The sequence below is a fragment of the Acidovorax sp. HDW3 genome (assembly GCF_011303755.1).
GTDB lineage: Bacteria > Pseudomonadota > Gammaproteobacteria > Burkholderiales > Burkholderiaceae_C > Paenacidovorax.
The window spans coordinates 2,272,345-2,296,808 of record NZ_CP049885.1 but is presented as its reverse complement, the minus strand read 5'-3'; the positions used below and the strand labels follow the sequence as shown (position 1 = coordinate 2,296,808).

Below are 24,464 nucleotides of genomic sequence, written 5' to 3'. Positions count from 1 at the left end.
CGTTCAAATCACTATAAAAAGCATAGCTGCTAGCGCTTGATAAATAAGCGCTAGCAGCCTATTTCATTGGTTTTTTAGCGCTGGCGCCCCGGCGCCAGCAGCACCACCAGTGCGCCGGCGCCGCCATCGGCCGGGCGCGCCTGCACGAAGGCCAGAACCTCTTTTTTCTGCACCAGCCAGGACTGCACCCGGCCCTTGAGCACGGGTTGCTTGCCGGGCGAGCCCAGGCCCTTGCCGTGCACGATGCGCACGCAGCGCAGGCCGGTGCGGTGCGCCAGGCGGATGAACTGGCCCAGGGCCTCGCGCGCCTCGTCGCGGCGCAGGCCGTGCAGGTCGAGCTGGCGCTGGATGCTCCAGGTGCCCGCGCGCAGCTTGCGCGTCACGTCCAGGCCGATGCCGGGGCGGCGAAAGCTCAGCTGGTCGTCCACGTCGAGCAGGGTGCTGACGTCAAACTCATCGCTCATCGCCTCCTGCAGCACCCGGGCGATGTCGAGTTCGTGCTGCAGGGGGCGGGGGCTGGGCGCTGGCGGTGCGCTGTGGTGGCGGTTGGCTTCGCCTTTGAGCGTGTGCACCGGGCCGACGCTGTGCGCAAACAGCTGGCGCTCGCGCGCCGCAGCGGCGGCGGCGGCGCGTTCGGCAGCAGCGCGTTCGGCCGCCTGGGCTTGCTGCGCTGCCAGGGCGCGGCGCAGGGGCTGCAGCGCCTGCAGGCTGTGGGCGGTGAGGGGGGCGGGCTTCATGGCGCAGGCATACGCTGGCACTGCGCCGGGTCTTGGCCCGGCGGCAGGTACTGGGCGGCGATGAACTGGGTGCGCTGCGCGGGGTTGAAGTTGTTGTCGCTCACCAGGATCAGCACGCAGCCGCCGCCGGGCAGGTCCGGGCCCCAGGTCATGCCTTCGAGGTTGTCGATGCTGCCCAGGCCGAGGTCGGCCAGGTCGGCCACCAGGGTCTTGGGCGCCACCTCGTGGTTGCCCGGGCGCAGCGCGGGCAGCGCCAGGGTGTTGCTGCCCTGGCGCGTGTCGATGCGGTAGAGGCGGGCGTGAAAGCCCTGGCCCAGGCTGTAGGCGCGTTCGAGCACCAGCAGGTGGTGCGGGCCGTCGGCCAGGATTTCGCTCACGCCTTGCAGGTACTGGCCCCACTGCACCAGGGGCTGCTGCGGCACGGCGTCGGGTTGGTAGGCGATTTGGCGCAGCGCGTCGCCGCTGGCGAGGTCGATGGCGGTCAGGCGCACCGGCGCGCCGGGGTCGCTCGGGCTGGCGCGGGCGCCGTCTTGCCACCAGGGCAGCTCCATGGCAAGCCAGGCGCTGCGGCCATCGGGCGTGAGGGCGATGCCTTCGAGCGTGCCGTTGGCGCGCGGGCCTTGGCGTTTTTGCGGGTCGGGGGTGAAGCTCTGTGGCAGTGGGTAGTGGCGCTGCACGCTGCCATCGTGCCAGCGGCTGCGCCGCAGCTGCGGGCCAAAGCCGCGCCGGAAGTCGCCTTCGCTGCTCCAGAGGAAGTCGCTGCTGCCGGGCAGCCAGCGCACGGCTTCGGCGTCGGGCACGTCCATGCCGTCGATGGCGCGGTGCTGCGGTGCAAAGCGCTGGCCACTGTCGTGCTGCAAAAAGCGCACGCCGGTCCAGCGCGGGGGCTCCAGGGCGCTGGCGCTGTAGTGCAGCGCCAGGGTGTAGGCGCGGGCCGGGTCGTGCGTGGCGCGGTCGTCGCTGATGGCGATGTAGCGCTGCTGCACCGGGTCGTAGTCGATGCCCGAGAGGCCGCCGACCAGGGTGTCGGCGTAGCGGGTGGAAAAGTCGAGCGTCTGCACGCCGATCACGCGCAGCTGTGCCGGGGCTGCGGCGGTGGGCGCTGGCGCCTGGCGCGGCAGCGGCGCGCAGGCCGCCAGCAGCGCGAGCAGGGCGCTGGCGAGCAGGGGTGGTTTCATAGCAGTCCTTGTTCGGCCATGGACAGGGTGGCGCCGGGGGCGACGATGACGTGGTCGAGCACGCGCACGTCGATCAGCGCCAGCGCGGCCCGCAGGGTGTGCGTCAGTGCCTGGTCGGCGCTGCTGGGGGTGACGTTGCCGCTGGGGTGGTTGTGCGCCAGTACCAGGGCGCTGGCCTGGTGCTGCAGCGCGTGCAGCACGACTTCGCGCGGGTAGACGCTCGTTTGCGTCAGCGTGCCGCGAAACAGCGCCTCGAAGGCGATCAGGCGGTGCTGGCTGTCGAGGAACAGGGCGCCAAACACCTCGTGCCCCTTGTGCGCCAGGTGCAGCTGCAGGTAGGTGCGCACGGCCTGCGGGCTGTCCAGGGCGGGGCGCTCCTGCAGCTGCTGCGCCAGGGCGCGGCGCGCGAGTTCGAGCACGGCCAGCAGCTCGGCGCGCTTGGCCGGGCCCAGGCCCTTGATGCGGGCGAGCTCGGCTGCGCCCGCGTGCAGCAGCCCGGCGATGCCGCCCAGGCCGCCGCTGGCGGGCGGCGCGAGCAGCTCCTGCGCCAGCTGCAGCACGCCCTTGCCCTGGATGCCGGTGCGCAGCAGCAGGGCCAGCAGCTCGGCGTCGCTGAGCGCGCCGGGGCCGCGCGCGAGGAGTTTTTCGCGCGGCTGGGCCTGCTTGGGCAAGTCTTTGAGGGGCATGGACAGTACGGGTATCCCCGGTTTTTTAGAATCGCGGCAGTTTAAAGGGACTCCCATGACCACCAGCAACGCCCCCGCCACCGTGCAAAACGGCTCTTTCCTCACCCTGCACTACCGCCTGTCGGGCCCGCAGGGCGATGTCATCAACACTTTTGACGACAAGCCGGCGACGCTGTCGCTGGGCACGGGCGAGCTCTCGCCGGCGATGGAGCAGCGCCTCCTGGGCATGAGCGAGGGCGAGCGCGCGAGCTTCACCCTGCTCGCCGGCGAGGCGTTTGGCGAGCGCAACCCGGACATGCAGCAGTGGGTGGCGCGCAAGCTGCTCAATGAGTTTGGCGACCCCGACGAGGAGTACCTGGTGGGCGACGTGGTCGAGTTCCCGGCCCCCAACGGCGCCGGCAGCTACGCCGGCGCCGTGCTGCAGGTGCGGGACGATGGCGCGGTGCTGTTTGACTTCAACCACCCGCTGGCGGGCCAGCCGGTGACCTTCGAGGTGCAGCTCATCGGGGTGCTGTGATGAACACGCCGCAGGAGATCCTGCTGGCCGAACCGCGCGGCTTTTGCGCCGGGGTGGACCGGGCGATCGAGATCGTCGAGCGCGCCCTGGCCAAGTTTGGTGCGCCCATTTACGTGCGCCACGAGATCGTGCACAACACCTACGTCGTCAACGACCTCAAGGCCAAGGGCGCGATTTTCATCGAGGAGCTGGCCGAGGTGCCGGCGGGCGCAACGCTGGTGTTCTCCGCCCACGGCGTGAGCCAGGCCGTGCAGCGCGAGGCGCGCGAACGCGGCTTTACGATTTTTGATGCCACCTGCCCGCTGGTGACCAAGGTGCACGTCGAGGTCGCCAAGCTGGCCAAGGAGGGCTACGAGTTCATCATGATTGGCCACAAGGGGCACCCCGAGGTCGAAGGCACCATGGGCCAGCTCGACGGCGGCATCCACCTGGTGGAAGACGTGGCCGACGTGGCCCGCGTGCAGCCGGCGCAGACCGAAAAATTGGCGGTGGTGACGCAAACCACGCTCAGCGTGGACGATGCGGCGCAGATCACCGCCGTCGTGCGCGCGCGCTTTCCGCGCATCCGCGAGCCCAAGCAGCAGGACATTTGCTACGCCACGCAAAACCGCCAGGACGCAGTCAAGCTGCTGAGCCCGCAGGTGGATTTGCTGATCGTCGTCGGCAGCCCCACCAGCTCCAACAGCAACCGCCTGCGCGAGCTGGCGGCGCGCCTGGGCACGCCGGCCTACATGGTCGATTCCGCCGAGGAGCTGCGCCCCGAGTGGTTTGACAACATCGCCCGCGTCGGCCTGACGGCGGGCGCCTCCGCGCCCGAGGTGCTGGTGCAGGCCGTGATTGCGCGCATCAAGGCGCTGGGGGCGGTGGCCGTGCGCAAGATGGACGGCATCGAGGAAACGCTCAAGTTCCCCCTACCCAAGGGGCTGAAGATGGGCGAGACGGCCTGATGGCGGGCTGGTGGCTATTCGGTAGCCATTCAATTGCTATTTAATTGATAGCTGCTTGCGCTTGTCTGGTAAGCGCTGGCGGCCATTTTCTTCAAAATCCAGTCGCTGGCGGTTCGCCGCTCCAGAGGTCCAGCGGCGGGTTGCCTGCGACGGCGCGCAGGATGTCCGAGCGCGAGACGAAGCCCTGCAGCTGGCCGCTGGCATCGGTCACCGGCAGGCCGGGCAGGTCGGTGTCGAGCAGCACCTGGGCCACGCGGCGCAGCTGCGCCTGGGCATCGACCGTCGGCACGGGGCTGATCATGACCTCGTGCACCGGGCGCCGTGCCAGGGCAATGGCCTGTTGCACGGCGCCGGGCTCGGGCAGCAGATCGAGTGGTGCCATGTCGGCGCGCAGCAGCAGGCCCACCACCTGGCCCCGGGCGTTGACCACCGGCGCCTGGCCCACCTGGTGCTCGGCCAGGCGTTGCCAGGCGAGGTTGACCATCATCTCGGGCGGCACGCTCAGCGGCTGCGCGCTCATCACGTCCTGCACCAGGGTCAGGGGCTGGCGCGGCGCCTGCGGGCCCTGCGCGGTTTGCGTGTAGGCGGCGAGGGCGTCCTGGTGCAGGGACGGCGGGGCGGGCGCTGGGCGCGCGCTCGCTTCGGGCGTGACGGTGTCGGGGGGCTGCACGATGCTGCCGTGGGTGCGCAGCGCCTGCACGCGCCGGGTGCGCCGCACCGGCCCGATCTGGCCGAGCTGGTCGGCGCTGCCGCGAAACACCTGCCCTGCGGGGCCAAAGACAAAGAACATCGCTGCCTCCTGTGCCGCCATGTTATCGGCGAGCGCCCACTAAAATCGAGCCCATGCTAGATATCCTCCTCCTTCGCAAAGACCTGGCCAGCGCCATCGCCCGGCTGGAAACCCGCAAAACCCCCCAGGCTTTCCTCGACGTGGCCACCTTCCAGGCCCTGGAAGCCGAGCGCAAAACGCTGCAGACGCGCACCGAGGAGCTGCAGGCGCAGCGCAACCAGCTGTCCAAGCAGATCGGCATGTTGATGGGCAAGGGCGACAAGGACGGCGCCGAGGCGGCCAAGGCGCAGGTGGGCGTGCTCAAAACCGAGCTCGATGGCTCGGCCACGCGTCTGGAGCAGATCCAGGCCGAGCTGCAGGCCATGCTGGTGGCCGTGCCCAACCTGCCGCACGAGAGCGTGCCCGTGGGCACCGACGAGGGCGGCAACGTGCAAGTGCGCTGCTGGGGCCAAGTGCCGGAATTTGGCTTTGAGGTGAAAGACCACGTCGATCTGGGGGGGGCGCTGGGGCTGGACTTTGACCTGGGCGTCAAGCTCTCGGGCGCGCGCTTTACGGTCATGAAGGGCGGCATTGCCCGCCTGCACCGCGCCCTGGCGCAGTTCATGCTGGACGTGCAGACCACCGAGCACGGCTACACCGAGTGCTACGTGCCTTACGCCGTGAATGCCGAGTCGCTCAAGGGCACGGGGCAACTGCCCAAGTTCGAGGGCGACCTGTTTGCCGCCAAAAAAGGCGGCCAGGAAGGCGAGCCCCAGCCAGACCACAGCGCGCTGTACCTGATTCCGACGAGCGAGGTGCCGCTGACCAACTTCGTGCGCGACGTGCTGCTGACCGAGGCCCAGTTGCCGCTCAAGCTGACGGCGCACACGCCGTGCTTCCGCTCTGAAGCCGGCAGCTACGGCCGCGACACGCGCGGCATGATCCGCCAGCACCAGTTCGACAAGGTCGAGATGGTGCAGATCGTGCACCCCGAGCACAGCTACGCCGCACTCGAAGAAATGACCGGCCACGCCGAAGCCATCTTGCAAAAACTGGGCTTGCCCTACCGCGTGATGGCGCTGTGCACCGGCGACATGGGCTTTGGCGCCGCCAAAACCTACGACCTCGAAGTGTGGCTGCCAGCCCAGGGCACTTACCGCGAGATCAGCTCGGTGAGCAACTGCGAAGCCTTCCAGGCGCGGCGCCTGCAGGCGCGCTTCAAGAACGCCCAGGGCAAGAACGAGCTGGTGCACACCTTGAACGGCTCCGGTCTGGCCGTGGGCCGCACCCTGGTGGCCGTGCTGGAGAACTACCAGCAGGCCGACGGCAGCATCACCATCCCCGAGGTGTTGCGCCCCTACATGGGCGGGCTGGAAAAGCTCACGCCATAAATCCCAGGTTGCGCTGGCTGTAGTGGCCCAGGTGGGGCAACACCAGCGCCTGGTCGCTGGCCGAAACCCCCATCCACTGGGCCAGCGTGGCGGCGTACTGGTCCACCGCCAATGCGGGCAGCAGCCGGCCCTGGCCGACGTCGTCGGGGCCGCCGCTGGCAATCACCGGGGGCTTGCCGTAGAACTGCGCTCCGTGCACTGCACCGCCGAGCACGAAATGCATACTGCCCCAGCCGTGGTCGGAGCCGTCGCTGTTGCTCACCAGCGTGCGCCCAAAGTCAGAGGCGGTAAAACTCGTCACCTGCTGCGCCACCCCCAGCTCCTGCGTTGCCTGGTAGAAGGCCGCCATGGCGCTGCCGACCTGGGCCAGCAGGCCGGGGTGGACTTTGAGCAGGCTGTCGTGCGTGTCAAACCCACCGATGGAGACAAAGAACACCTGCCGCTTGGCCCCCAGCGCGCTGCGCGCCGCAATCAGGCGTGCCACCATCTTGAGCTGGTCGGCCAGATTGTTTCCGCTGGGGAAAGGGGTGCTGAGGCTGACCCCGGCCAGGGCGCTGGTGAGCTGGGCGTTGGCATCGAGCGAGCGCTGGCAGACGCGCACGTATTCGTTCTCCAGCACGTGGCTGCGGGGGCTGGTCATCAGGGCCTGCAGCACGGCGGCGCCGGTGCTGCTGCCCAGCAGCGGTTGGCGCAGGGCCTGAACGGCGACGGAGCCATTGCTGGTGACTTGGTATTGGGCCGCGTTTTGCCCCGACAGATACACCGCGTTGCCCGAGACGCCAATGCTGGTGAAAGTGGCATTGCCATTGCCGGCGGCAAAAAAATCTCCCATGCGCCCGCCCCAGCCGGAGGTGGCCCCTTCGGGGGAGGCTGATTGCCAGTACGACTGCTGGTCGTTGTGCGAAAACAGCTTGGGCGGCAGCGGCACGGAACGCGCCTGGTACTGCGCCAGCGTGGTGGGCTGCACCAGCGTGCCGACGTTGAGCAGCACCGCCATCTGGCCACCATGGAACAGCGGCACCAGCGGTTCCAGCCCCGGCGCCAGGGCGTACTGGCGCCCGCCGTCGAGCCCCTGGCGTGGCGTGAGCAGCAGCGGCGCCAGGGCGTCGCGCTCGATGCGCAGGTTGCTGCGCAGCGCGTACTGGGCGTTGTAGCTCGCCAGGTCGTAGGGCACCAGGGTGTTGGCGTAATCGTTGCCACCGTAGAGGAAAACGCACACCAGGGCCTTGTAGTCTTGCGCCGTGGCAGCGGCCGCCTCGGCCATGGCCGAGAGCGACAGCGCCCAGGGGGCGGCGCTGCCGACGACCGACAGCAGGCCAGCGCGCTGCAAAAAGCTGCGCCGTGAGGCGTTGGGCGCTTGTGTGGGTGCTTGTGTGGGCGTGTGCAGGTGGGGGAAGGGCAGCATGGTGGGCCTCACTTTTGCACGAGGTATTCGGGCGCAGCCATCACCAGCAGCAGCGCCATGTAAACGCGGTTGCGCGCACCGTCGGTGGCGTTCAGGGGCAGGCTATCGACGGCGGTTTGGATTTGCACCAGGGTTGGTGCAGACAGGCTGCCCGCCGCCAGCACCGTATTCAATTCGGTCAGCAAGGCGGCGCTGTCGCCCGCCAGGGCCAGCAGGCTGCCATAGTCGGCCCGCCAATCGCCACTTAGAGAGCTGGCAATCACCTGCTGCATGAAATTGACATAGCCGGCAACCGACACCTCGGTAGTGATTTGAAACTCCGGCCCCACCAGCCCCTGCGCCGCCAATGCCGTGTTGGGTGGCACGTAGCCGGGGCGAAAGAAGTTGAACACCGAAGGCGAATGCAGCGGGCTTTGCCCCAGGCGCGTGCCGGGGTCGGACAGATCGCCCAAGGCCCAGCTGTCGCTCACCGATGTGAGCTGGTAGGCGCGCGCCCAGTTGAGCAGCCGCACCACCGGTTCGCGCAGCTTGCCAAAGCTCGGGCCTGCGGCCACCTGGGGGTCGCGGGCCTCGGGGTCGAGCAAGATGGCGCGCAGCAGGGTCTGCATGTCACCGCGTACCCCCTGGCCATTGTTGGCAAAGGCGGCGGCTACGCGTGCCACGTAAGCGGGGCTGGGGTTGCTCGTGACCAGGCGCTGGATCATTTGCCGGCCCACAAACACCGGCAGGTTGGGGTGTTGGAACAGGGTGTCGAGCGCACTGTTGAGTGCCTCCATGGCCCCCGTTCCGGCTGCGATGGCGGAGCCTAAAAAATTCTTGGCACCGCTTTCGTAGCGGCTGGCGACTTGCACCATGGGGCGGCGCGCGACATCGGGTGGATAGGGATTGGCAAAGCCGCTGGTGTCCACATCCCAGCCGGTGAACACCCGGGCCAGGCCGCTGACGTCGGCCTGCTTGTAGGTTTCCACAGGCTGGCCGTTGGCGGTTTGCACGCTGCCATCGGGTTGCAGCTGCACCAGCCCGATGGTGAACAGCTGCATCAGCTCGCGCGCATAGTTTTCGTCCGGTTCGCTGCCGGTTTGGGGGTTGGCTTTGGTGTTGCCCCGGTAGGTAAGGTAAAAGCCCATCGCCGGACTCAGGCTGATCTGGCCGAGCAATTGGCGGTAGTTGCCAAAAGCGTTGGCCTCCAGAATGTCGAGGTAATTGGCAACGATGAACTGACGCCAGGGGGCATTGATGCCCAGCACCGACACCACGCACAACTGCGACAGGGCCAGCACCACGCGCTGGCGCAGCAGATCGGGGCTGGCGATGAGCTTGCGCCAGATGGTGTTGTCCAGCCCCTTGGCATTGTTGCGGTAGGTTTCCGCTCCATAGCCTTTGGCCAGCAGCCAGTCGAAGTGGGCGCTGCTGCGCGGCATGGCAAATTGCGCTTGCAGCCAGTCGGTGTAGGAGTTGCCGCGCACCAGCGCGTCAAGATCGGTGCGGCTGTAGCCCAGGCTGGCCTGGGTTAAAAAACGGGCCGCATCCCGAACCGAGCTCGGTTGTGTGCGGGGCGTGTTGGTGGGGGGATTTGCCGGTGGCGCGGTCGGCGGCTGGGCCGGCGGCGGGTTGCTTGCGCCCCCACCACCCCCGCCGCAGGCACTGAGCGCTGCGGCCGTACCAAGAAGGGCGCTGACTGCCGGGAGGGAGGAGGTATCGGTCGATTCCGACATGCGGCATTCGTGCATAAGACCATCCTGTGAATGGCTGGGGTACGTAAAAGGTACAGGCGCAGCAGCATAAAACGGACCCAAAACCCGAGCAAGTCGGGCTTGTGCTGCCTGCCATGCCGGCGCTATAAAGAAGAGTGAAATGTCTGCTAGAATCGCAGGCTTCGACACGAATGCAGGAGAGGTGGCAGAGTGGTCGAATGTACCTGACTCGAAATCAGGCGTAGTGGCAACACTACCGTGGGTTCGAATCCCACCCTCTCCGCCAAAATGGAAAAAGCCTTGTAAGTGAACAGCTTACAAGGCTTTTTGCTTTGAGCGTGCTAGCAAAACTGGTAGCAATTCACAGGCTCGGTTTGTACATCGATCGCTTGGATTTCAGTCGCTACTTGCACACCCGCGTAGCACAGATGAAAGCCTGAAAAGACAAAAACCGTGGTGTTGGATGCACCACGGTTTTTGATATTGATTTGCTGATCGGTGGCTGAGATGCCATTAATACCATTGAAAATCAACAAGTTATAGGAATATTTTGGCGGAGACTGTGAGAGACGAAGCGCTAGCAATGGCGCGGCTTACGGGCGTTTTTAGGCTTCATGTAGGCCATACCGTAGGCCATGGGAATTAAACACATTGGCGGCCCGATTAAGCGCCTTCCAGGGCATGTTTGCAGGGTGCATCTTCGTGAAAATCAGGACGAAAAAACCCGACAAATCACGACACTTAAGGGAACCTCTAAAAACCCCCGTCGTTCCCTGAGCGCCTGCACAAAAAACCAGAAAATCCCCACATGAGCCCACCTCCCGCCCGCAGCGCCCTCAAGCCCGACCTGTTTGCCGACGCAGCCCACAAGCGCAAAATCGAATCGCTGGGCGACCCGCTGCAGCTCATCGCCCGGCACATTGACTTTGCCCAGCTCACACAGACCATCGACACCCTGCTGCCTCGCGGTGACGCCAGCCGGGGCGGGCGTCCACCGTATCCCACCGAGGTGATGGTACGCATCCTAGTCTTGAAGCATCTGTACAAGCTCAGCGACGAGCAGACCGAGTACCAGCTTCTCGACCGCATGAGCTACCGGCGTTTTTGCCTGCTGCAGGACAGCGCCACCATTCCTGACCGTAACACCATCTGGCACTACCAACAGCGCCTGGGCGTTGATGGCGTGACGGCGCTGTTCCAAGCCATGGACAACCAACTGCTGCGCCACGGCTATCTGGCGCGCTGCGGGCAGATCATCGATGCCACCTTGGTGAGCGCCCCCATCCAGCACTTGACCAAGAAGGACAAAGAGCAGCTCGACCAAGGCGACATCCCCGAAGACTGGAGCGCAGCCAAGCGCAGACAGAAAGACCTGGATGCGACCCATACCAAGAAACACGGCAAGAGCTACCACGGCTACAAGCTGAGCATCTGCGTGGATGTCAAACACAAGTTCATCCGCAAGATGACCATCGGCACCGCCAGCGAGCACGACAGCAGGCACTTTGACGAAGTGATCGATGAGGGCAACACCAGCCTTGACGTCTATGCCGACCGGGGTTACCCCGGCGCTCGGCGCAGTGAAATGCTCAAAGTGCTGGGCTATCGCGAACACATCCAGCGCAAGGCCAAGCCCAACCAACCCCTGAGTGACTGCCAGAAGGGCCGTAACAAGCGCATCGCCAAGACCCGTGCGCGGGTAGAACACCCCTTTGCCCAGATGCGCCACATGGGCGGCAAGATCATCCGCACCATCGGACAGGCCCGCGCCACGGTGGCCATGACCATGATGGCCACCTGCTACAACCTCAAGCGCCTGGCGCGGTTCCTGGAAGATGGAGTGGATGTGTTCTTCAAGGTCAAGCCATCAAAGAGCCAGGTGCGTCTGCAAGGGGCCAATGGGTGAAAAATGGGGCGGGAAATGGCTCAAAATGGCTTGAATTGCCTAAGAAATGGGCAAATTCGAGAGGGTGGCCTCGCTGCGATTGGCTCGGGGTGAAAACTGGCGGTTTTTAGAGGTTCCCTTAAAAAGAGCCAAAAATCGCGCGCAAGCCCGCGCCAGGCTTTGCGCTGGGCGGGGGCGGCACTGCCGACAAAAACGACACATCAAGCGGGCAGGTGTGGCGGGGTCTCAACCGCGCGCCGGGGGGTTGGGTGGGGGTGCGGGGTGTAGGGACGGCTGGCGGGGGGGCTGGGGCGCGTCAGGAGGGGCACTGTGGGGCGTTTGCGGTCACGGCAAGGGGTGCGCGAGGGTGAAAAAAAGCCCGCACGTGGCGGGCTCAGGGGTGGGATGTGGCGGGGCAGGTTATGCGGGCGGGGTGACCAGGGCCTGCGCGTCGAGGTGGGCGCCTATGTCGTGCATCTTGCCTGCGATGCGCTCCAGCGTGGGGGCATCGAGGCTCAGGCGTGCAGCGATGAAGAAGAGCATGTGCAGGTTGAGCTGACGCGGCTGCTCGCCGCCGGTGTACTTGCGCCACTGCGCGCCACCGGCGACGCTGGCCAGCGCGGCCATTTGCTCGCCGGTGTAGCCCAGCTGTTCCTTGAGGCGTTGCAGCTGCTGCGCTGTCGGTGGTGTGTATTCGATCATCGTAAAAAAGGCCCGCTGGGGGCCGTGATTCAGAGGAAGGTTTTGAGAATTGCCGCCGTGGCACCTATCAACGCGGCGGCGGCGGTGGCTCCGACCGCTACCGGGTACCAGTAGCGTTCACGGTTGAGTTTGGAGGTTTCAGCGTTGAGCTTGCTGGTTTCGGCCAGAAGCTTGCCAGCTTCTGCGATCAGCTTGCCGACCTCGGCTTCGATCTTGGCGGTGTCCATAGCGTGCATTGTGTTCGTCCTTGCGGGGTGTCGGGCTGCGCGGGATGCGCTACCACTGGGGTTAATGTAGCCCCTTTGGTTCTATTTGTCAAGAAAGAAGGGGGCCAGCAGCAGGATCGTCTTGTAGCCGGTAGGGCTTGAACGCACAGGCCGGAGCGCCGGCCCAGGTGTTGATGGCGTTGGCCATGGCGGCCTGCAGCGGGGCGATCTCGTTGCGTGCAAAAACCAGGGCAGCTTTTTCCACGTCACCAAAACCGCCGACGTTGTTGGGCAGCATCCCCATGAGCTGGGGCGGTACGCGGTGCGCGGCCAGCACGTCGTCACGGCTGACGTTCTTGATGTTCATGAAGTCGTCCTTGGCAGCCACCTCGCTGATCGGAATGAGCTGAATGCCGTCCTTTTTTCCGTTGGGCGCGTAATAAAAAAGATTGCGAAAGTTGCCAGAGCCTTTGGCCTTGGTCAGCTGCTCGCGCATCTTGTCGATGTCGCCCTGGGCCTGGGCCGCGTCGGTCACGTAAAGGATGAAGCCGGCGTGTGATCCGTTGTTGTAGTAGCGCCGGCGAAACAGCGTGGCCGATTCGCCCAGCATGGCCGATTGCAGCGCGCCAAGGTAGGGCGGCAGGCCGTAAATTTCCTGGTGGATGTCTTGCTCGCGCAGCTGCAGCACGGTGCCGGGGGCAAATTCGTGGGGGCTTTGCAGATCCGTCACGAAGAAAAAACGCCCGTCCTGCACGCCCCGGCGCACGTACTTACCCAGCGCGTGGCGCAGTTCGAGCAGGCCGCCCAGGCGGTTGCTGCGCCGCTCCAGGTAGGCATTGCCCAGCACCAAAAAATCGAGTGCAAAGGCGCGAAAGGCTGCGCTGCTGAGCCAGCGCGAGGGCTCGAACGTGCTGGCCAGCACGTTGACCTTGAAGCGCAGCGCCGACTCGTGGTGCGCGCCCACGCGCAAAAGGCGCGCCAGGGCAGCCAGGCTCACGGGCGGCTCGTACCAGTCGCCGTTTTGCAGGCATTCGGCATATTCAAGCAAAGCACTGCGCCCGCCCAAAACGGGCTCGGGCTCGCCCATGTCGAAAGTGAAGGCTTGCGCGGGTGCGCTGGGGATAGCTGCGGGGGCCGCGTCGGCAGGAGAGTGGTGCATGGAAGTCATTCAGAAATTTCAAGAAAGGATTGCCCCTGCGCGCTGGCCAGGCCGGTGCCGGTTTGCAAAGGCTCGTTGGAGAGGGCATTCATGCAGGCCCAGGCGATATCGGAGTGGCCTGTTTCCTGGCTGCGCCCGGCGGCGTAGGTCACGCTCTTGCCGCTGGCCGTCAGCTCGCGCTTGATGGCCATGAAGCTGCTGGCCAGCTCCTTGGCGCCCGCGTCAAACTGCAGGCGCTTGGACTGGATCACCTGCTGGGCCTTGAGCACCAGCATGGTTTTGGATTCGACGTTGTAGTTAATGCCGCGCGCTGCCGGGTAAAACTGCTGCACCAGCTGGAACACCCCCTGGCCGATGCCCGTGGTATCGACCGTCAAGGCGGCCACGTTGTAGCGCTGGCACACAGCCTTGATCGCCTTGGCCTGGGCCTCAAAATCTGCGCCCTTGAACTGCTCAAAATGCAGCACCCGCAGCAGCCCGCCGGGCTTGGCCGGCGGCGCCACCAGCACCAGGGCCGCGCTGTCGCCCGTGTGGCTGGGGTCATAGCCCAGCCACACGGGGGAAAAGCCAAAAGGCCGCTGGCTAAACGGCTTGAAATCGCTCCACAGCTCCCAGCTGTCGACCATGCACGGCTGCAGCGCGGCCAGGGGGAACACCGAGTGTGAATCGTCCACAAAGCCGCACATCAGCAAGTTGTCGTACTCGGGCGGCGCGTACTCCATGCGCAAATCGTCCAGGTCGAAAAGGTCACAGCCGCCCGCCTGCGCATCCTCGATCGTGACGATGTGGCGCCAAATCTTGTCCTCGCACAGCTGCCCCGGCGCCAGGCGCAGGTGGCCCACATCCATGTCCACCTTGGTCACGCGCTTCATGCGCGCGCCCGACCACAGGCCATAGGCCGCGTGCTGGATGCTGCTGGGAGTCGAAAAATACGTCTTGCGCCACTTCTTGTGCATCGCCATGCCAGAAGCGACCTTGTTCAGCCGCTCAAAATCCTGCGTCCAAAAAAACTCGTCGAAGTAAAAATTGCCGTGATAGCCCTGCGCCGTGCGCGCGTTGCTTCCCAAAAAATACAGCGTCGCGCCGTTGGGCAAAACGATGGGATCGCCCTTCAATTCAACCCCCGTCACCTCGTGCACGAAGGCCGCGATGTACTGCTTGAAGATGTGCGCCTGCGCCTTGCTGGCCGACAAAAAAATCTGGTTGCGCCCCGTCTCCAGCGCATCGATGAGCGCCTCGCGCGCAAAGTACCAAGTCGCACCAATCTGACGACTTTTGAGGATGGCGCGCGTGCGCTGCCAACTGTGCTGCCACCACTGCAGCTGGTACTTGAAAAGCGAATCGAGAAACGCCGATTTGAGCTGCTCGACATGCTCCTCGGACAGCGCATTCTTGCCACGGGGTTTTTTGGGCCCCGCATTGCGCGCCTCGATATTGGGGTTCAGATCCACCTCGCGCCCCGTCTTTTCGTACTTGCCGATGCGCGCCAGGCGCTCCAACTGGCGGCCCAGCAAATCAATCTCCTTGAAATCGCCGCCGGACTTGGCATCCTTGGCCACCAGCGTCACAAGGCGCGACTCCAAAGCCCCCTCAACCCGGACAGACGCGCTCGCCTCCGACCACTTTTCGGCCTTGCTCCAGCCGTGCAGCGTGCCGCGCGCAACACCCAGGTGCTGCGCAATGTGCGACAGCCGCCAGCCCATCCAAAACAGCGTGCGCGCCTGGCGGCGCAGGCCCGCCGCCGCATCGAGCGCGGGCAAATCAAACGGCAAATCAGCGCCAGGGGCGCAAGGCGTTACTCCAGTCATGCGGGCAGCGTAGGAGCGCGCAGACAAAAACCGCAGCAGACAAAAACCTGCAAACGGCAGCCACAACGCAAGGGCATTGAATCGCCAATAAATGACCTTGAACATAGCCGCCAGCGCAACAACCAACCGCCACAAGAACCATGCCCAGCAAATTTTTCCGCGTCGCCACCGAAGGCGCCACCACCGATGGCCGCGAAATCCAGCGCACCTGGATCGAGCAGATGGCAAAAAACTTCAGCCGCGAAAAATACGGTGCCCGCGTGTGGCTCGAACACTACCGTGGCCTCGTGCCCGGTGGCCCGTTTGACGCGCTGGGCGACGTGCTGGCCGTTGAAGCGCGCCAGGTGGAAGACGGCAAACTCGCCCTGTTTGCGCAAATCGAAGCCCTGCCCGGCCTCGTGGCCCTGAGCAAAGCAAAGCAAAAGCTCTACACCAGCATCGAAGTCGATCCCAACTTTGCCAAGACCGGCGAGGCCTACCTCACCGGCCTGGCCGTCACCGACACCCCCGCCAGCCTGGGCACCGAGATCCTCAAATTTGCAGCTGGCAACCCCGCAGCCAGCCCCTTTGCCGGGAAAAAACACAGCGAACAGGCCCTTTTCAGCGAAGCAGTTGCCACCGACCTGGGCATGGCCGAAGCCGGTGATGCGCACAGCATCGCCGCGCAAATGCTGCAAAAGTTCACCGACATCCTCGCCAGTTTGCGCAGCGCCGCCGCGCCCCGTCACACGCCAGAAACCGCCGACCACTTTGCTGCCAAAACGCTGGAAGTGCTGGGCGCGGCGGACGCTGCCATTTCCGCCCAGGCCAAAGAACTGCAGGCCACCACCGCCGCCCATGCGCAGCTCGCCAAAGAGCACCGGCAGCTGCAAGCGCAATTCACTGCACTGCAACAAACCCTGGGCGCGCAAGACGCCAGCACCGGCAAGCGCCCGCAGGCCACCGGCGCCGAAGGCCGCCTGATTGCCGACTGCTAAGGCAGCGCCCACCACCGCCAACGCCACCACCACAAGCCAAAGACACCACCCATGAAAAACACCACCCGCCAGCACTTTGACGCCTACCTGGCCGTACAAGCGCAAATCAACGGCGTGCCCAGCGCCGCGCAAATCTTCACCGTCGCCCCCAGCGTGCAGCAGCGCCTGGAAAGCCGCATCCAGGAATCGAGCGAATTCCTGGGCGCCATCAACGTCATGCCCGTCGATGAAATGCAGGGCCAAAAAATCGGCATCGGCACCAATGGCCCCGTGGCCGGGCGCACCGACACCACCACCGCCGAGCGCCAAACGCGCGACGCCGCCAGCCTCAAAGGCCAGGGCTACCAGTGCGCGCAAACCAACTATGACACCCACGTGCGCTACGCCACGCTCGACAGCTGGGCCAAGTTCCCCGACTTTCAGCTGCGCCTGGCGCGCGCCATCCAGCAGCAATGCGCGCTCGATCGCATCATGATCGGCTTCAACGGCGTGAGCATCGCCGCCGACACCAACCGCACCACCCACCCCCTGCTGCAAGACGTCAACAAAGGCTGGCTGCAATACCTGCGCGAGAACGCGCCCGAGCGCGTGATGAGCGGTGGCAAAGTCGCCGGCAAAGTGCAAATCAAAGCCGACGGCACGGGCGACTACAAAAACCTCGACGGCCTGGTGTACGACGCAACGCACGCCCTGCTCGACGCCTGGCACGCAAACGCCGGCGACCTCGTCGCCATCGTCAGCCGCAGCCTCATGCACGACAAACTGTTCCCGCTGGTCAACGACCAGAGCGCGCCCACGGAGGTTTTGGCCGCAGACATCGTGCGCAGCCAAGCCCGCCTGGGCGGCCTGCAAGCCATCGCCGTGCCCTACATGCCCGAAGGCAGCGTGCTCATCACCAGCACCAAGAACCTGAGCATCTACTACCAAGACGGCGCCCGCCGGCGCGCAGTGCAAGACAACCCCAAGCGCGACCGCATCGAAACCTACGAATCGAGCAACGACGCCTTCGTAGTGGAAGACCTGGGCAAAGCCTGCCTGATCGAAAACATCGAGCACCACTGAGCGCACCACGGGCGGCCCTGAAACTCAAAAAAAGGGCCGCTCAAAGCACGCAAAAGCCAGCCAACGCCATGCGCCAGACCCCCGCCCAACGCCACCGAATGCACGCCCTGGCCCTGCAGCAAGCGAGCGCACAGCAAGCCGCCCAGGCGCATGGCCACACAGTAGGCACAGCCTACGAACTGCAGCTCGCGCAGCTGCACCAACACCGCTTGATGCTCAAAGACATCAAAAGCATCGAGCGCAAAATTGAAGCCAAGCGCAAACTCCTGCCCGAGTACGACGCCTACCTCGACGGCGTACTGCAAGCGCGCCCCGGAACGCAAGACGACGTCCTCGCCACCACGCTGGTATGGCACATCGACGCCGGCCACATCGAGCGCGCGCTGCAGCTGGCGCACTACGCGCTCGAAAGCGGCATCGTCCCACCAGACCGCTACCAACGCGACCTGGCCACAATCGTCCAAGACGAAGTCGCCCAAGCCATCCTGGCCGGCACCATCACAGGCCGCGCCGGCGTAGAGGCCGCGCTCAAAGCGCTCAGCCTCACCAACGGGCGCGACACCCCAGACCAGGCCCAAAGCAAACTGCACAAAGCCGCAGGCTGGGCCATCCTGGGAAAAACCGCCAGCCACGATGTGGACATGAAAACGCGCACCCTGACAGCCTGCAAAAAAGCCCTACCGCTGCTGCAGCGCGCCATGGAACTGGACGCGCGCGCCGGCGTAAAAAAAGACATCGAGCGCCTGGAGCGCCGCCTGGCCAAGCAAGACTAGCCATGCGCACCAGCCCCTTGAACCCGAGCGAACCCCGCACCGTGGCGGCCCCAGGGCCAGGCACAGGCCAAGCGCCTGCCGCCAACGCCCTGGGCCACCGCCACACCCACCACCACCAAAAGGCGCGGGCATGACCTTCATCACCACAGCCAACCCGCCGCCCCAGGCAGCAGAACCGCCCCTGGCCAACGAACCTTTCTGGCCCGACATCAGCCCAGCGCACCTGCGCGCCGAGCGCCGGCTCGACGGCACCGTCACCGCCGAGCGCCTGGCCCAGGCCATCGAGGCCGCCATGTGGGACATCAACGCCGAACTGCGCCCGTGGCAGCAAGCGCAAGAACTCGCAGGCCACCAGCAGCTCGCCGACGTACCGGCGCCAGCGGCCAAAGTCAGCGGCGAAAGCCTCAAAGTCAAGATGTACCGCCGCGCCGTGTACTACCACGTGCAAGCCCAGCTGGCAGAGGCCTACCGCGACATGGACACCCTGCCCACCGGAGTCAACAAAGAGCAGCGCGTCCTGAGCGCGCTCGAAATCCGCGTGGACGGCTTTCGCCAGCAACTGCGCTGGGCGCTGGCCGACCTGCAAGACAAACCGCGCACCATCGTGGAGCTGCTGTAAATGCAAGCCACCGCGCAAGACAACGAACTGCTCGACCAGCTGTGCCAGCGCCACCTCGGGCGCACCGACGGCGGCACGGTGGAGGCCACGCTCGCCCTCAACCCCGGCCTGGCCGCACAAGGCCCGCACCTGCGCGCCGGGCAAACCATCACCCTGGCCGAGCCAGCGCGCAGCAGCACCCGCGCCACCATCCAACTCTGGGACTGACATGGACAAAGAAACCATCGCCCGCACCATTGCCGTAGAAAGCGCCAAAGCCGCGCCCCCCGTCACCGTCATGAGCCACGCCGCCGCCAACGGCTGGACACTGACGTCCACCGCCACCGCCTTGACCATTACCTACGTGCTGGTGCAACTGCTGTACCTGGCCTGGAAGTGGCGCAACGAAGCCCAAGACCGCGCCGATCGCAAGGCAGGCCCAGGCACAAACACCCCAGAAGGCAAGGCATGAGCGCAGAGCGCATCCCCGCGCGCCTGCTGCACGTGGGCGCAGCCATCCTCGCCAGCTGGATCGCCTGGGAGGGCTACAGCGGCAGCGCCTACATCCCAACGCAAGGGGACGTGCCCACCATAGGCCACGGCGCCACGCAATACGAAGACGGGCGCCGCGTGCGCCTATCGGATGCGCCCATCAGCCGCCAGCGCGCCGCCGAGCTGGCCCAGCACGAGCTCGAAAACCGCTACGGCGCCTGCGTGCGCACCAGCCTGGGCGACACGCCCATGCACCCCACAGAATTCGCCCAAGCCGTGGACTTTGCAGGGCAATACGGCTGCAGCGCCTGGCAAAAATCAAGCATGGCCCGCCTGTACAACCAGGGCGACTACCAAGGCGCCTGCGGCGCCTACCTGCGCTACAAATACGCTGCCGGCTACGACTGCAGCACCCCCGGCAACCGCCGCTGCGCCGGCGTCTGGACACGCCAGCAGGCCCGGCACAGCGCCTGCAGCGCCGTGGTGCAAGGGCAAACGCCATGACAGCGCGCCTGCTGCTCGCTGCCTGCGCCCTGCTCGCCGCCCTGGCCGCCTGGCAAAACACCCGCCTGGCGCAAGAGCGCACCGCCAACGCAAAAACCAAAACCGAGCAAGCGCAAGAACACGCCGCTGCTGCTGAGGCAGCGCGCGCAGCCGAGCGCCGCTACCGCACCCTGGAGGAAAAACACCGTGAAGACACCCAAGCCCAAGGCGCGCGCGCACAAGCAGCGCTCGACGCTGCGCGCCGCGACGCTGACCACGCTCGCGCTGCTGGCCAGCGCCTGCGCGCAGACCTCGCCGCCTACCTTGACAGCCAGCGCAGCGCCGGCGCCGCCAGCGCTGGCAGCGCTGAACCCGCAAGCGCGCCAGGGCATCAAGCCGCGCTACTGCTGGCCGAGCTGTTCGAGCGCGCTGACAGCAGAGCGGGAGAACTGGCGCAAGCAGCTGACGACGCCCGCGAGCGCGGCGCCGCCTGCGAGCGCCAGTACGACAGCGCCCGTGAAATGATGCAAGCCGCGCGCCATGCTCAAACCCAATAGCCTGCGCGCGGCGCTCACCGCCGCCCTGCCCGAACTCGCGCGCGATCCCGAGCGCCTGAACATGTTCATCCTCGGGGCCAGCGTGCACAACACCGGCACGCGCACCCTCAGCTTTGAATACCGCTACACCCTCACCATCCTCGTGCTCGACTACGCCGGCCACATCGACGCCATCATGGCGCCGCTGCTGCTGTGGGCAAGGCGCCACCAAAGCGACATCTTCGACAACCCAGACAAACGCGAAAAAGCAGTCCACTTCGACGCTGAATTTTTAAGCACAGAAACCGCCGACATCGCCATCAGCATCGAGCTGACAGAAGCCGTCCTCAGCCGCCCGCACCACAGCGCCGCCGGGGCGCTGCAGCTCATCCACAAAGACGAACCGCCGCCCGTCACCTGGGGCGACAAACCCGAGCGCTGGGAATTTTGGGTGCACGACCAGCTCGTGGGCACCTGGGATCACGACCCGCGATGAGCGCATACCTCAACATCGAACAGCTCGCGCACTGGCTCACCCCGCTCACGGGCCAGCTCCAGCCCACCGCGCGGCGCAGCCTGGGCCTGGAAATTGCGCGCGCGCTGCGCCAAAGCAACCAACAGCGAATGCGCGCACAGCGCGGCCCAGAAGGCCAAGCCTGGGCCGCCCGCAAAACCGCCCGCAAAGCGCCGCGCCCACTGCGCGTGCTCTACAAAGCCCGCGACGGCCACGTGCGCGAGCTGGAAATGAGCAGCTACCAAAAAAGCAGCAAAGGCAACATCACCGGCTACGACAAAGAGGCCGGCGGCCTGCGCACCATCGCAAAAAAAGGCATCCTGCAGCGCCTACTCCCAAAGTACAGCGCCGGCAGCGAGACAGCGCGCAAGAAAAAAGCCAACGCCATGATGGTCGGCCTGGCAAGCGCCCGCCGCCTGCAAGCGCGCGCCGGAGCAGAACAGGCCGTGGTGCAAATCGAAGGGCGCAGCGAACGCATCGCACGCGTGCACCACCTGGGCCTGCGCGACCGCGTCAAACCCGGCGGGCCAGAGTACGACTACCAAGAGCGCGCACTGCTGGGCATCAACGCCCAAGACAAAGCCAGGATCGAAGCGCTCCTGATAGCGCACCTCGCGCGCGCGTAAAGCGCCTTCCGCGCAAAACTGGGCAGCGCAGCCACAACGCGCCGCGCGTGCAAAAAGCCGCTCCATCCTTGAGCATTGGCCCATGCACCAGCCGACAGCGCAAACCGAAAGCCCGTACGAAATCGTGCGCCGCATGGAAAACATGCTGCGCGTGGGCACCGTCGTGCAGGTGCGCCACGGCCACCCGGCGCGCTGCCGCATCAAAACCGGAGACCTCACCACCACCTGGATACCCTGGGTAGCCGCACGCGCCGGCGGCAAAGGCCGGAGCCAGTGGTGGCCGCCCGTAGTGGGCGAGCAGGCCATGGTCATGGCCCCGGGCGGTGACCTCACCAACGCCGTAGCCCTGCCCGGCATCTACAGCGACGCCAAGCCCCAAGGCAGCGACAGCGCCACCACCGCGCGCCTGGACCTGAGCGACACCGAAAGCGCAAGCCACGACAGCGCCACCGGCGCCCTGAGCATCACCATCGAGCAAAACATCAGCGTGCGCCTGGCAGACGGCACCAGCGTGCAAATGCAGCCCGGGCGCATCACCCTGAGCGCCGGCGGCGGATGGCTCACCGTGGACGGCAGCGGCGTCACCGCCGGGCCAGACGTGCGCGCCGGCGGTATCAGCCTCATCGGCCACCGCCACAGCGACGTGCGCAGCGGCACCAGCAACACTGGAGGTCCGCTGTGAACCGCAGCACAGGCCGCTCAATTGAAGGGCTGGAGCACCTGCGCCAAAGCGTGGGCGACATCTTGAGCACCCCCATCGGGAGCCGCGTCATGCGCCGCAGCTACGGCAGCCTGGTACCAGCGCTCATCGACCAGCCAGACAACCAGGCCACGCGGGTACGCATCAACGCAGCCATCGCCGGCGCACTCATGCGCTGGGAGCCGCGCATCAGGCTCACCCGCATCAGCATCAGCCGCGACCCACAGGCACCAGGAAAAGCACAAATCACGCTCATTGGCAGCCACAACAACAGCCAGCGCGCCCCGCTCAAACTCAACATCAACGTGTCAAGCCAGGGAGCCAGCACATGAGCACCACCGTGCCAGAGCTGAGCAACCTCGCGCCGCCAAGCGTCGTAGAGCCGCTCGACTTTGAAACCATTTTGGACGCGCACCGCGCTGACCTGATTGCACGCTACCCTGCAGCGGCAGACGTCATCCACCTTGAAAGCGAGCCGCTGACCAAGCTGCTCGAAGCACACGCGTACCGGGAACTGCTTTTTCGAGCCCGCGTCAACGACGCTGCGCGCGCGCACCTGCTGGCATTTGCCACCGGCGCAGACCTCGACCATCTTGCAGCGCTCTTCGGCGTCGTGCGAATGCCAGGCGAGAGCGACGATCGCCTGCGCACAAGGCTGCAGCTGCGCATTGCAGCATTGGGCGCACAAGGGACAAAAGAACACTACGAGCTCCACGCCATGAACGCATCAACAACGGTGCGATCAGCTGCAGCAAGTCAACCACAGCCGGGCCACGTGCTTGTCATGCTGTGGGTGACAGACAAGACGCAAGCGAGCGCAGTGCGGCAGCAAGTCGAAGACGCACTCAATGTCGATAACGTAAAAACACTGGGAGTAGAGCTGTCAGTCGCCGTTGCTGAGCCAAAGCCCATCAACATCACGGCGCGTATTACGCGCACGCGCAACGCACCAGCAGACCTGCTGCAACAGCTCACGGCAAGACTGGCGAGCGCATTTGACAGCATCGGGACTTTGCAGGGCAGCATCGCCCGCTCTTGGATCACCACAATCGTGCACGTCAATGGCGTGCACGCCGTGGACTGGCCAGATGCTGCTGCACCACAGCAACTCACTGCCATCGGGGTGGGGGAGTACCCAGTCATGGGGGCGGTGAACCTCATTGATGCGGGCGCTGTGTAATGGTCAGCAGCGTGCGAGCCATCTTGCCAACAGGATCGACCGCATTAGAACGTGCGGTGGATACGACATTCCCGCGCAGCTGGCAAACGCTTGCTGCAACGACAGACCCATCGTCAACTGCAACAAACAGCACACTGCTTCCATGGATGGCACAGCAGTGGCAGGTGGCGCAGTTCGCCCCCTACTTCGCCACCACGGCAGAACTGCTGGCGGCAGCAATACCATGGTTAATGGAGCGAGGCACAGCAGCTAGCGTGCGCCGCGCCATGTCCTGGCTGGGATACAACGGCGTCACCATTGAGGACATCGGCCCTTGGCTGCACATTGACCCGGGCCGCACAGTCAATGCACAGCAAATGCCAGCCATCGCAAAAGTGGTGCTCGCGAGCATCCCTGCCCACGTGGACTTCTACCGCGTGTACCACGGCAATGACCTACGCCCCATCGTCCTCGACAAAGGCCCCGCGCTGGACGCCGGAATGCTCGACGGCTACAGCGGCGTACCCGGCAGCGACGGCGTCGTCGAATCCTTTGCCCTGCGCGCGGGCCGCACCCTGTCTGTCTACCCCGTGGGCCGGCCCCTGGGGGCGCGCACCGACGTGCGCGTATCGATCGCCCGCTACGCCGACATGCCCGTGCTGGATGCCTGGCGCCTGGACAACAGGGTTCTGGGTGCCACGAGCGGCGGCATCATGGAACTGGCCATCACCGCCAGCAACGCCCCCAGCCAAGACGGCGGCGCAAGCGCCTACAGCAGCACCAAGGCATACACCTGCGCCTGGGCGGCACCCGCACCCAAGTGCAGCGCCACCCACACCAGCATCCGCACAGCGCCAATCCCCATCATGCCCCCGCGCCGCTGGGGCGGGCTGTGGGGCGGGCCGTGGCGGGGGCATTTCCAACACCGCACCACCGAGGAACCCTGACCACCATGGCAACACTGCAAGACAGCGGGCGCATCGCCCTGGCCAAGGCCATCGCCGCCCAGCCGCTCTACATGGCCTACGGGCGCGGCCTGCCCGCATGGGACGCCACGCCAGAGCCAGAGCCCACCACCGCCACCACGCTGGTCGATGAAATCGGCCGGCGCCTGGTCACCGCCGTGCAATACGTCGTGCCCCATGCCGGCGGAGAAATCGAGTTGCCAGACGGAAGCCGCTACACCGCCAGCGCCCAGCCCAGCAAATGGCTGCACGCGCGCTGGACGTTCGACTACGCCGACGCCGCCGGCGAGACCGTGCGCGAGATTGGCGTCTTCATCGGCGGGGCCATGCAGGCCGGCCTGCCCGCCGGCCAGCGCTACTTTGACGCCGCCCAGGTGGCACAGCCCGGCGACTTCTACACCATGGAGCGCGTAGTCGCCTTCGTGCGCAGTGCCAGCACGCGCCAGGTGCAGGAATTCGTGCTGCCGTTCTGATACCCCCTCTTGCCACACCGCC

The 24,464-nt window shown here is 65.7% G+C and carries 30 protein-coding genes and 1 tRNA gene; 21 read left to right on the top strand and 10 right to left on the bottom strand.

Translation table 11 applies throughout. The features are described 5' to 3' along the window. Positions 1-74: 74 nt before the first annotated feature. The 3 genes from G7045_RS10580 to radC are packed head-to-tail and all read right to left on the bottom strand — an operon-like array spanning position 75 to position 2,601. The gene (locus G7045_RS10580; protein WP_166159601.1) at positions 75-737 is read right to left on the bottom strand and encodes a Smr/MutS family protein; all 663 of its coding nucleotides are present in this window, start codon (positions 735-737) and stop codon (positions 75-77) included. Continuing rightward, on the bottom strand, positions 734-1,915 hold the full coding sequence (locus G7045_RS10575; protein WP_166159600.1) for an esterase-like activity of phytase family protein: 1,182 nt from the start codon (positions 1,913-1,915) through the stop codon (positions 734-736). Before G7045_RS10575 ends, G7045_RS10580 begins: the two co-directional genes overlap by 4 nt. Next, positions 1,912-2,601 (bottom strand): DNA repair protein RadC, encoded by a 690-nt coding sequence (radC, locus tag G7045_RS10570; protein ID WP_166159599.1) that lies wholly within the window; start codon positions 2,599-2,601, stop codon positions 1,912-1,914. Before radC ends, G7045_RS10575 begins: the two co-directional genes overlap by 4 nt. Positions 2,602-2,656: 55 nt before the next feature. Between radC and G7045_RS10565 the strand changes: the two genes are divergently transcribed. Together G7045_RS10565 and ispH are read left to right on the top strand one after the other, a co-directional pair. After that, a complete protein-coding gene (locus G7045_RS10565) occupies positions 2,657-3,118 on the top strand; it encodes a peptidylprolyl isomerase (RefSeq protein WP_166159598.1) in 462 nt (153 codons plus the stop codon). Beyond that, positions 3,118-4,065: a 4-hydroxy-3-methylbut-2-enyl diphosphate reductase gene (gene ispH, locus G7045_RS10560; protein WP_166159597.1), complete on the top strand. Its 948-nt coding sequence runs from the start codon at positions 3,118-3,120 to the stop codon at positions 4,063-4,065. Before G7045_RS10565 ends, ispH begins: the two co-directional genes overlap by 1 nt. Before the next feature lie 91 nt (positions 4,066-4,156). On the opposite strand, the gene G7045_RS10555 is transcribed toward ispH, so the two are convergent. After that, positions 4,157-4,855, bottom strand: a complete 699-nt coding sequence (locus G7045_RS10555; protein ID WP_166159596.1) for an HPP family protein — start codon at positions 4,853-4,855, stop codon at positions 4,157-4,159. Between the two features lie 53 nt (positions 4,856-4,908). Between G7045_RS10555 and serS the strand changes: the two genes are divergently transcribed. Next, a complete protein-coding gene (gene serS, locus G7045_RS10550) occupies positions 4,909-6,225 on the top strand; it encodes a serine--tRNA ligase (protein ID WP_166159595.1) in 1,317 nt (438 codons plus the stop codon). On the opposite strand, the gene G7045_RS10545 is transcribed toward serS, so the two are convergent. Continuing rightward, complete coding sequence (locus G7045_RS10545; RefSeq protein ID WP_240919212.1) at positions 6,215-7,630, bottom strand: DUF1501 domain-containing protein; 1,416 nt, start codon at positions 7,628-7,630, stop codon at positions 6,215-6,217. The genes serS and G7045_RS10545 overlap by 11 nt on opposite strands. An 8-nt stretch (positions 7,631-7,638) precedes the next feature. Next, entirely contained in the window at positions 7,639-9,360 is a 1,722-nt protein-coding gene (locus tag G7045_RS10540) for a DUF1800 family protein (RefSeq protein WP_240919211.1), read from the bottom strand. A 160-nt stretch (positions 9,361-9,520) separates the two neighbouring features. Between G7045_RS10540 and G7045_RS10535 the strand changes: the two genes are divergently transcribed. Further along, positions 9,521-9,610 (top strand) — tRNA-Ser (locus G7045_RS10535). Between the two features lie 522 nt (positions 9,611-10,132). Beyond that, the gene (locus tag G7045_RS10530; protein WP_166159011.1) at positions 10,133-11,230 is read left to right on the top strand and encodes an IS5 family transposase; all 1,098 of its coding nucleotides are present in this window, start codon (positions 10,133-10,135) and stop codon (positions 11,228-11,230) included. A gap of 399 nt (positions 11,231-11,629) precedes the next feature. On the opposite strand, the gene G7045_RS10525 is transcribed toward G7045_RS10530, so the two are convergent. From G7045_RS10525 to G7045_RS10510, 4 genes are all read right to left on the bottom strand, one after another. After that, positions 11,630-11,911 carry an XRE family transcriptional regulator gene (locus G7045_RS10525; protein WP_166159594.1) on the bottom strand — a complete coding sequence of 94 codons (282 nt, stop codon included), beginning with the start codon at positions 11,909-11,911 and terminating at the stop codon, positions 11,630-11,632. 29 nt (positions 11,912-11,940) lie between these two features. Further along, complete coding sequence (locus tag G7045_RS10520; RefSeq protein WP_166159593.1) at positions 11,941-12,138, bottom strand: hypothetical protein; 198 nt, start codon at positions 12,136-12,138, stop codon at positions 11,941-11,943. A gap of 88 nt (positions 12,139-12,226) precedes the next feature. Then, positions 12,227-13,276 carry a phage portal protein gene (locus tag G7045_RS10515; RefSeq protein WP_240919210.1) on the bottom strand — a complete coding sequence of 350 codons (1,050 nt, stop codon included), beginning with the start codon at positions 13,274-13,276 and terminating at the stop codon, positions 12,227-12,229. Positions 13,277-13,281: 5 nt separating this feature from the next. After that, complete coding sequence (locus tag G7045_RS10510; RefSeq protein WP_166159591.1) at positions 13,282-15,084, bottom strand: terminase large subunit domain-containing protein; 1,803 nt, start codon at positions 15,082-15,084, stop codon at positions 13,282-13,284. 140 nt (positions 15,085-15,224) lie between these two features. On the opposite strand from G7045_RS10510, the gene G7045_RS10505 reads away from it, so the two are divergent. The 16 genes from G7045_RS10505 (at position 15,225) to G7045_RS10435 (ending at position 24,442) form a co-directional block, all read left to right on the top strand. Further along, entirely contained in the window at positions 15,225-16,061 is an 837-nt protein-coding gene (locus G7045_RS10505; RefSeq protein ID WP_166159590.1) for a GPO family capsid scaffolding protein, read from the top strand. 51 nt (positions 16,062-16,112) lie between these two features. Beyond that, positions 16,113-17,123 (top strand): phage major capsid protein, P2 family, encoded by a 1,011-nt coding sequence (locus G7045_RS10500; RefSeq protein WP_166159589.1) that lies wholly within the window; start codon positions 16,113-16,115, stop codon positions 17,121-17,123. 68 nt (positions 17,124-17,191) lie between these two features. Beyond that, on the top strand, positions 17,192-17,896 hold the full coding sequence (gene gpM, locus G7045_RS10495) for a phage terminase small subunit (RefSeq protein WP_166159588.1): 705 nt from the start codon (positions 17,192-17,194) through the stop codon (positions 17,894-17,896). A 2-nt stretch (positions 17,897-17,898) separates the two neighbouring features. Further along, on the top strand, positions 17,899-18,030 hold the full coding sequence (locus G7045_RS14785; RefSeq protein ID WP_255492037.1) for a hypothetical protein: 132 nt from the start codon (positions 17,899-17,901) through the stop codon (positions 18,028-18,030). Further along, positions 18,027-18,515, top strand: a complete 489-nt coding sequence (locus tag G7045_RS10490; RefSeq protein ID WP_166159587.1) for a head completion/stabilization protein — start codon at positions 18,027-18,029, stop codon at positions 18,513-18,515. The genes G7045_RS14785 and G7045_RS10490 overlap by 4 nt, the downstream gene beginning before the upstream one ends. Beyond that, positions 18,516-18,722 (top strand): tail protein X, encoded by a 207-nt coding sequence (locus G7045_RS10485; protein WP_166159586.1) that lies wholly within the window; start codon positions 18,516-18,518, stop codon positions 18,720-18,722. It abuts the gene before it with no gap. A 1-nt stretch (position 18,723) separates the two neighbouring features. After that, positions 18,724-18,966, top strand: coding sequence for a hypothetical protein (locus G7045_RS10480; protein WP_166159585.1), 243 nt, complete (start codon positions 18,724-18,726; stop codon positions 18,964-18,966). Continuing rightward, on the top strand, positions 18,963-19,490 hold the full coding sequence (locus tag G7045_RS10475) for a glycoside hydrolase family protein (protein WP_166159584.1): 528 nt from the start codon (positions 18,963-18,965) through the stop codon (positions 19,488-19,490). Before G7045_RS10480 ends, G7045_RS10475 begins: the two co-directional genes overlap by 4 nt. Then, a complete protein-coding gene (locus G7045_RS10470) occupies positions 19,487-20,026 on the top strand; it encodes a DUF2514 family protein (protein WP_166159583.1) in 540 nt (179 codons plus the stop codon). The genes G7045_RS10475 and G7045_RS10470 overlap by 4 nt, the downstream gene beginning before the upstream one ends. Further along, positions 20,010-20,501 (top strand): phage tail protein, encoded by a 492-nt coding sequence (locus G7045_RS10465; RefSeq protein WP_166159582.1) that lies wholly within the window; start codon positions 20,010-20,012, stop codon positions 20,499-20,501. Before G7045_RS10470 ends, G7045_RS10465 begins: the two co-directional genes overlap by 17 nt. Further along, positions 20,498-21,145 (top strand): phage virion morphogenesis protein, encoded by a 648-nt coding sequence (locus G7045_RS10460; protein ID WP_166159581.1) that lies wholly within the window; start codon positions 20,498-20,500, stop codon positions 21,143-21,145. Before G7045_RS10465 ends, G7045_RS10460 begins: the two co-directional genes overlap by 4 nt. Positions 21,146-21,227: 82 nt before the next feature. After that, positions 21,228-21,827 (top strand): phage baseplate assembly protein V, encoded by a 600-nt coding sequence (locus tag G7045_RS10455; RefSeq protein WP_166159580.1) that lies wholly within the window; start codon positions 21,228-21,230, stop codon positions 21,825-21,827. After that, on the top strand, positions 21,824-22,177 hold the full coding sequence (locus G7045_RS10450) for a GPW/gp25 family protein (RefSeq protein ID WP_166159579.1): 354 nt from the start codon (positions 21,824-21,826) through the stop codon (positions 22,175-22,177). Before G7045_RS10455 ends, G7045_RS10450 begins: the two co-directional genes overlap by 4 nt. Further along, complete coding sequence (locus G7045_RS10445; RefSeq protein WP_166159578.1) at positions 22,174-23,025, top strand: baseplate J/gp47 family protein; 852 nt, start codon at positions 22,174-22,176, stop codon at positions 23,023-23,025. Before G7045_RS10450 ends, G7045_RS10445 begins: the two co-directional genes overlap by 4 nt. Then, the gene (locus G7045_RS10440) at positions 23,025-23,951 is read left to right on the top strand and encodes a phage tail protein (protein ID WP_240919209.1); all 927 of its coding nucleotides are present in this window, start codon (positions 23,025-23,027) and stop codon (positions 23,949-23,951) included. The genes G7045_RS10445 and G7045_RS10440 overlap by 1 nt, the downstream gene beginning before the upstream one ends. 5 nt (positions 23,952-23,956) lie before the next feature. Beyond that, positions 23,957-24,442, top strand: coding sequence for a hypothetical protein (locus G7045_RS10435; RefSeq protein ID WP_166159576.1), 486 nt, complete (start codon positions 23,957-23,959; stop codon positions 24,440-24,442). Positions 24,443-24,464 lie beyond the last annotated feature (22 nt).

What these genes read in the sequence shown, in the direction of transcription:
- serS (WP_166159595.1), top strand. Translation starts at nt 4,909, where the DNA reads ATGCTAGATATCCTCCTCCTTCGCAAAGACCTGGCCAGCGCCATCGCC.
- G7045_RS10470 (WP_166159583.1), top strand. Translation starts at nt 19,487, where the DNA reads ATGACAGCGCGCCTGCTGCTCGCTGCCTGCGCCCTGCTCGCCGCCCTG.
- G7045_RS10485 (WP_166159586.1), top strand. Translation starts at nt 18,516, where the DNA reads ATGCAAGCCACCGCGCAAGACAACGAACTGCTCGACCAGCTGTGCCAG.
- G7045_RS14785 (WP_255492037.1), top strand. Translation starts at nt 17,899, where the DNA reads ATGCGCACCAGCCCCTTGAACCCGAGCGAACCCCGCACCGTGGCGGCC.
- G7045_RS10475 (WP_166159584.1), top strand. Translation starts at nt 18,963, where the DNA reads ATGAGCGCAGAGCGCATCCCCGCGCGCCTGCTGCACGTGGGCGCAGCC.
- ispH (WP_166159597.1), top strand. Translation starts at nt 3,118, where the DNA reads ATGAACACGCCGCAGGAGATCCTGCTGGCCGAACCGCGCGGCTTTTGC.
- G7045_RS10505 (WP_166159590.1), top strand. Translation starts at nt 15,225, where the DNA reads ATGCCCAGCAAATTTTTCCGCGTCGCCACCGAAGGCGCCACCACCGAT.
- G7045_RS10530 (WP_166159011.1), top strand. Translation starts at nt 10,133, where the DNA reads ATGAGCCCACCTCCCGCCCGCAGCGCCCTCAAGCCCGACCTGTTTGCC.
- G7045_RS10455 (WP_166159580.1), top strand. Translation starts at nt 21,228, where the DNA reads ATGCACCAGCCGACAGCGCAAACCGAAAGCCCGTACGAAATCGTGCGC.
- G7045_RS10525 (WP_166159594.1), bottom strand. Translation starts at nt 11,911, where the DNA reads ATGATCGAATACACACCACCGACAGCGCAGCAGCTGCAACGCCTCAAG.
- G7045_RS10520 (WP_166159593.1), bottom strand. Translation starts at nt 12,138, where the DNA reads ATGGACACCGCCAAGATCGAAGCCGAGGTCGGCAAGCTGATCGCAGAA.
- G7045_RS10510 (WP_166159591.1), bottom strand. Translation starts at nt 15,084, where the DNA reads ATGACTGGAGTAACGCCTTGCGCCCCTGGCGCTGATTTGCCGTTTGAT.
- G7045_RS10515 (WP_240919210.1), bottom strand. Translation starts at nt 13,276, where the DNA reads ATGCACCACTCTCCTGCCGACGCGGCCCCCGCAGCTATCCCCAGCGCA.
- G7045_RS10555 (WP_166159596.1), bottom strand. Translation starts at nt 4,855, where the DNA reads ATGTTCTTTGTCTTTGGCCCCGCAGGGCAGGTGTTTCGCGGCAGCGCC.
- G7045_RS10500 (WP_166159589.1), top strand. Translation starts at nt 16,113, where the DNA reads ATGAAAAACACCACCCGCCAGCACTTTGACGCCTACCTGGCCGTACAA.
- G7045_RS10575 (WP_166159600.1), bottom strand. Translation starts at nt 1,915, where the DNA reads ATGAAACCACCCCTGCTCGCCAGCGCCCTGCTCGCGCTGCTGGCGGCC.
- G7045_RS10490 (WP_166159587.1), top strand. Translation starts at nt 18,027, where the DNA reads ATGACCTTCATCACCACAGCCAACCCGCCGCCCCAGGCAGCAGAACCG.
- radC (WP_166159599.1), bottom strand. Translation starts at nt 2,601, where the DNA reads ATGCCCCTCAAAGACTTGCCCAAGCAGGCCCAGCCGCGCGAAAAACTC.
- G7045_RS10545 (WP_240919212.1), bottom strand. Translation starts at nt 7,630, where the DNA reads ATGCTGCCCTTCCCCCACCTGCACACGCCCACACAAGCACCCACACAA.
- gpM (WP_166159588.1), top strand. Translation starts at nt 17,192, where the DNA reads ATGCGCCAGACCCCCGCCCAACGCCACCGAATGCACGCCCTGGCCCTG.
- G7045_RS10540 (WP_240919211.1), bottom strand. Translation starts at nt 9,360, where the DNA reads ATGCACGAATGCCGCATGTCGGAATCGACCGATACCTCCTCCCTCCCG.
- G7045_RS10435 (WP_166159576.1), top strand. Translation starts at nt 23,957, where the DNA reads ATGGCAACACTGCAAGACAGCGGGCGCATCGCCCTGGCCAAGGCCATC.
- G7045_RS10480 (WP_166159585.1), top strand. Translation starts at nt 18,724, where the DNA reads ATGGACAAAGAAACCATCGCCCGCACCATTGCCGTAGAAAGCGCCAAA.
- G7045_RS10465 (WP_166159582.1), top strand. Translation starts at nt 20,010, where the DNA reads ATGCTCAAACCCAATAGCCTGCGCGCGGCGCTCACCGCCGCCCTGCCC.
- G7045_RS10580 (WP_166159601.1), bottom strand. Translation starts at nt 737, where the DNA reads ATGAAGCCCGCCCCCCTCACCGCCCACAGCCTGCAGGCGCTGCAGCCC.
- G7045_RS10440 (WP_240919209.1), top strand. Translation starts at nt 23,025, where the DNA reads ATGGTCAGCAGCGTGCGAGCCATCTTGCCAACAGGATCGACCGCATTA.
- G7045_RS10445 (WP_166159578.1), top strand. Translation starts at nt 22,174, where the DNA reads ATGAGCACCACCGTGCCAGAGCTGAGCAACCTCGCGCCGCCAAGCGTC.
- G7045_RS10565 (WP_166159598.1), top strand. Translation starts at nt 2,657, where the DNA reads ATGACCACCAGCAACGCCCCCGCCACCGTGCAAAACGGCTCTTTCCTC.
- G7045_RS10460 (WP_166159581.1), top strand. Translation starts at nt 20,498, where the DNA reads ATGAGCGCATACCTCAACATCGAACAGCTCGCGCACTGGCTCACCCCG.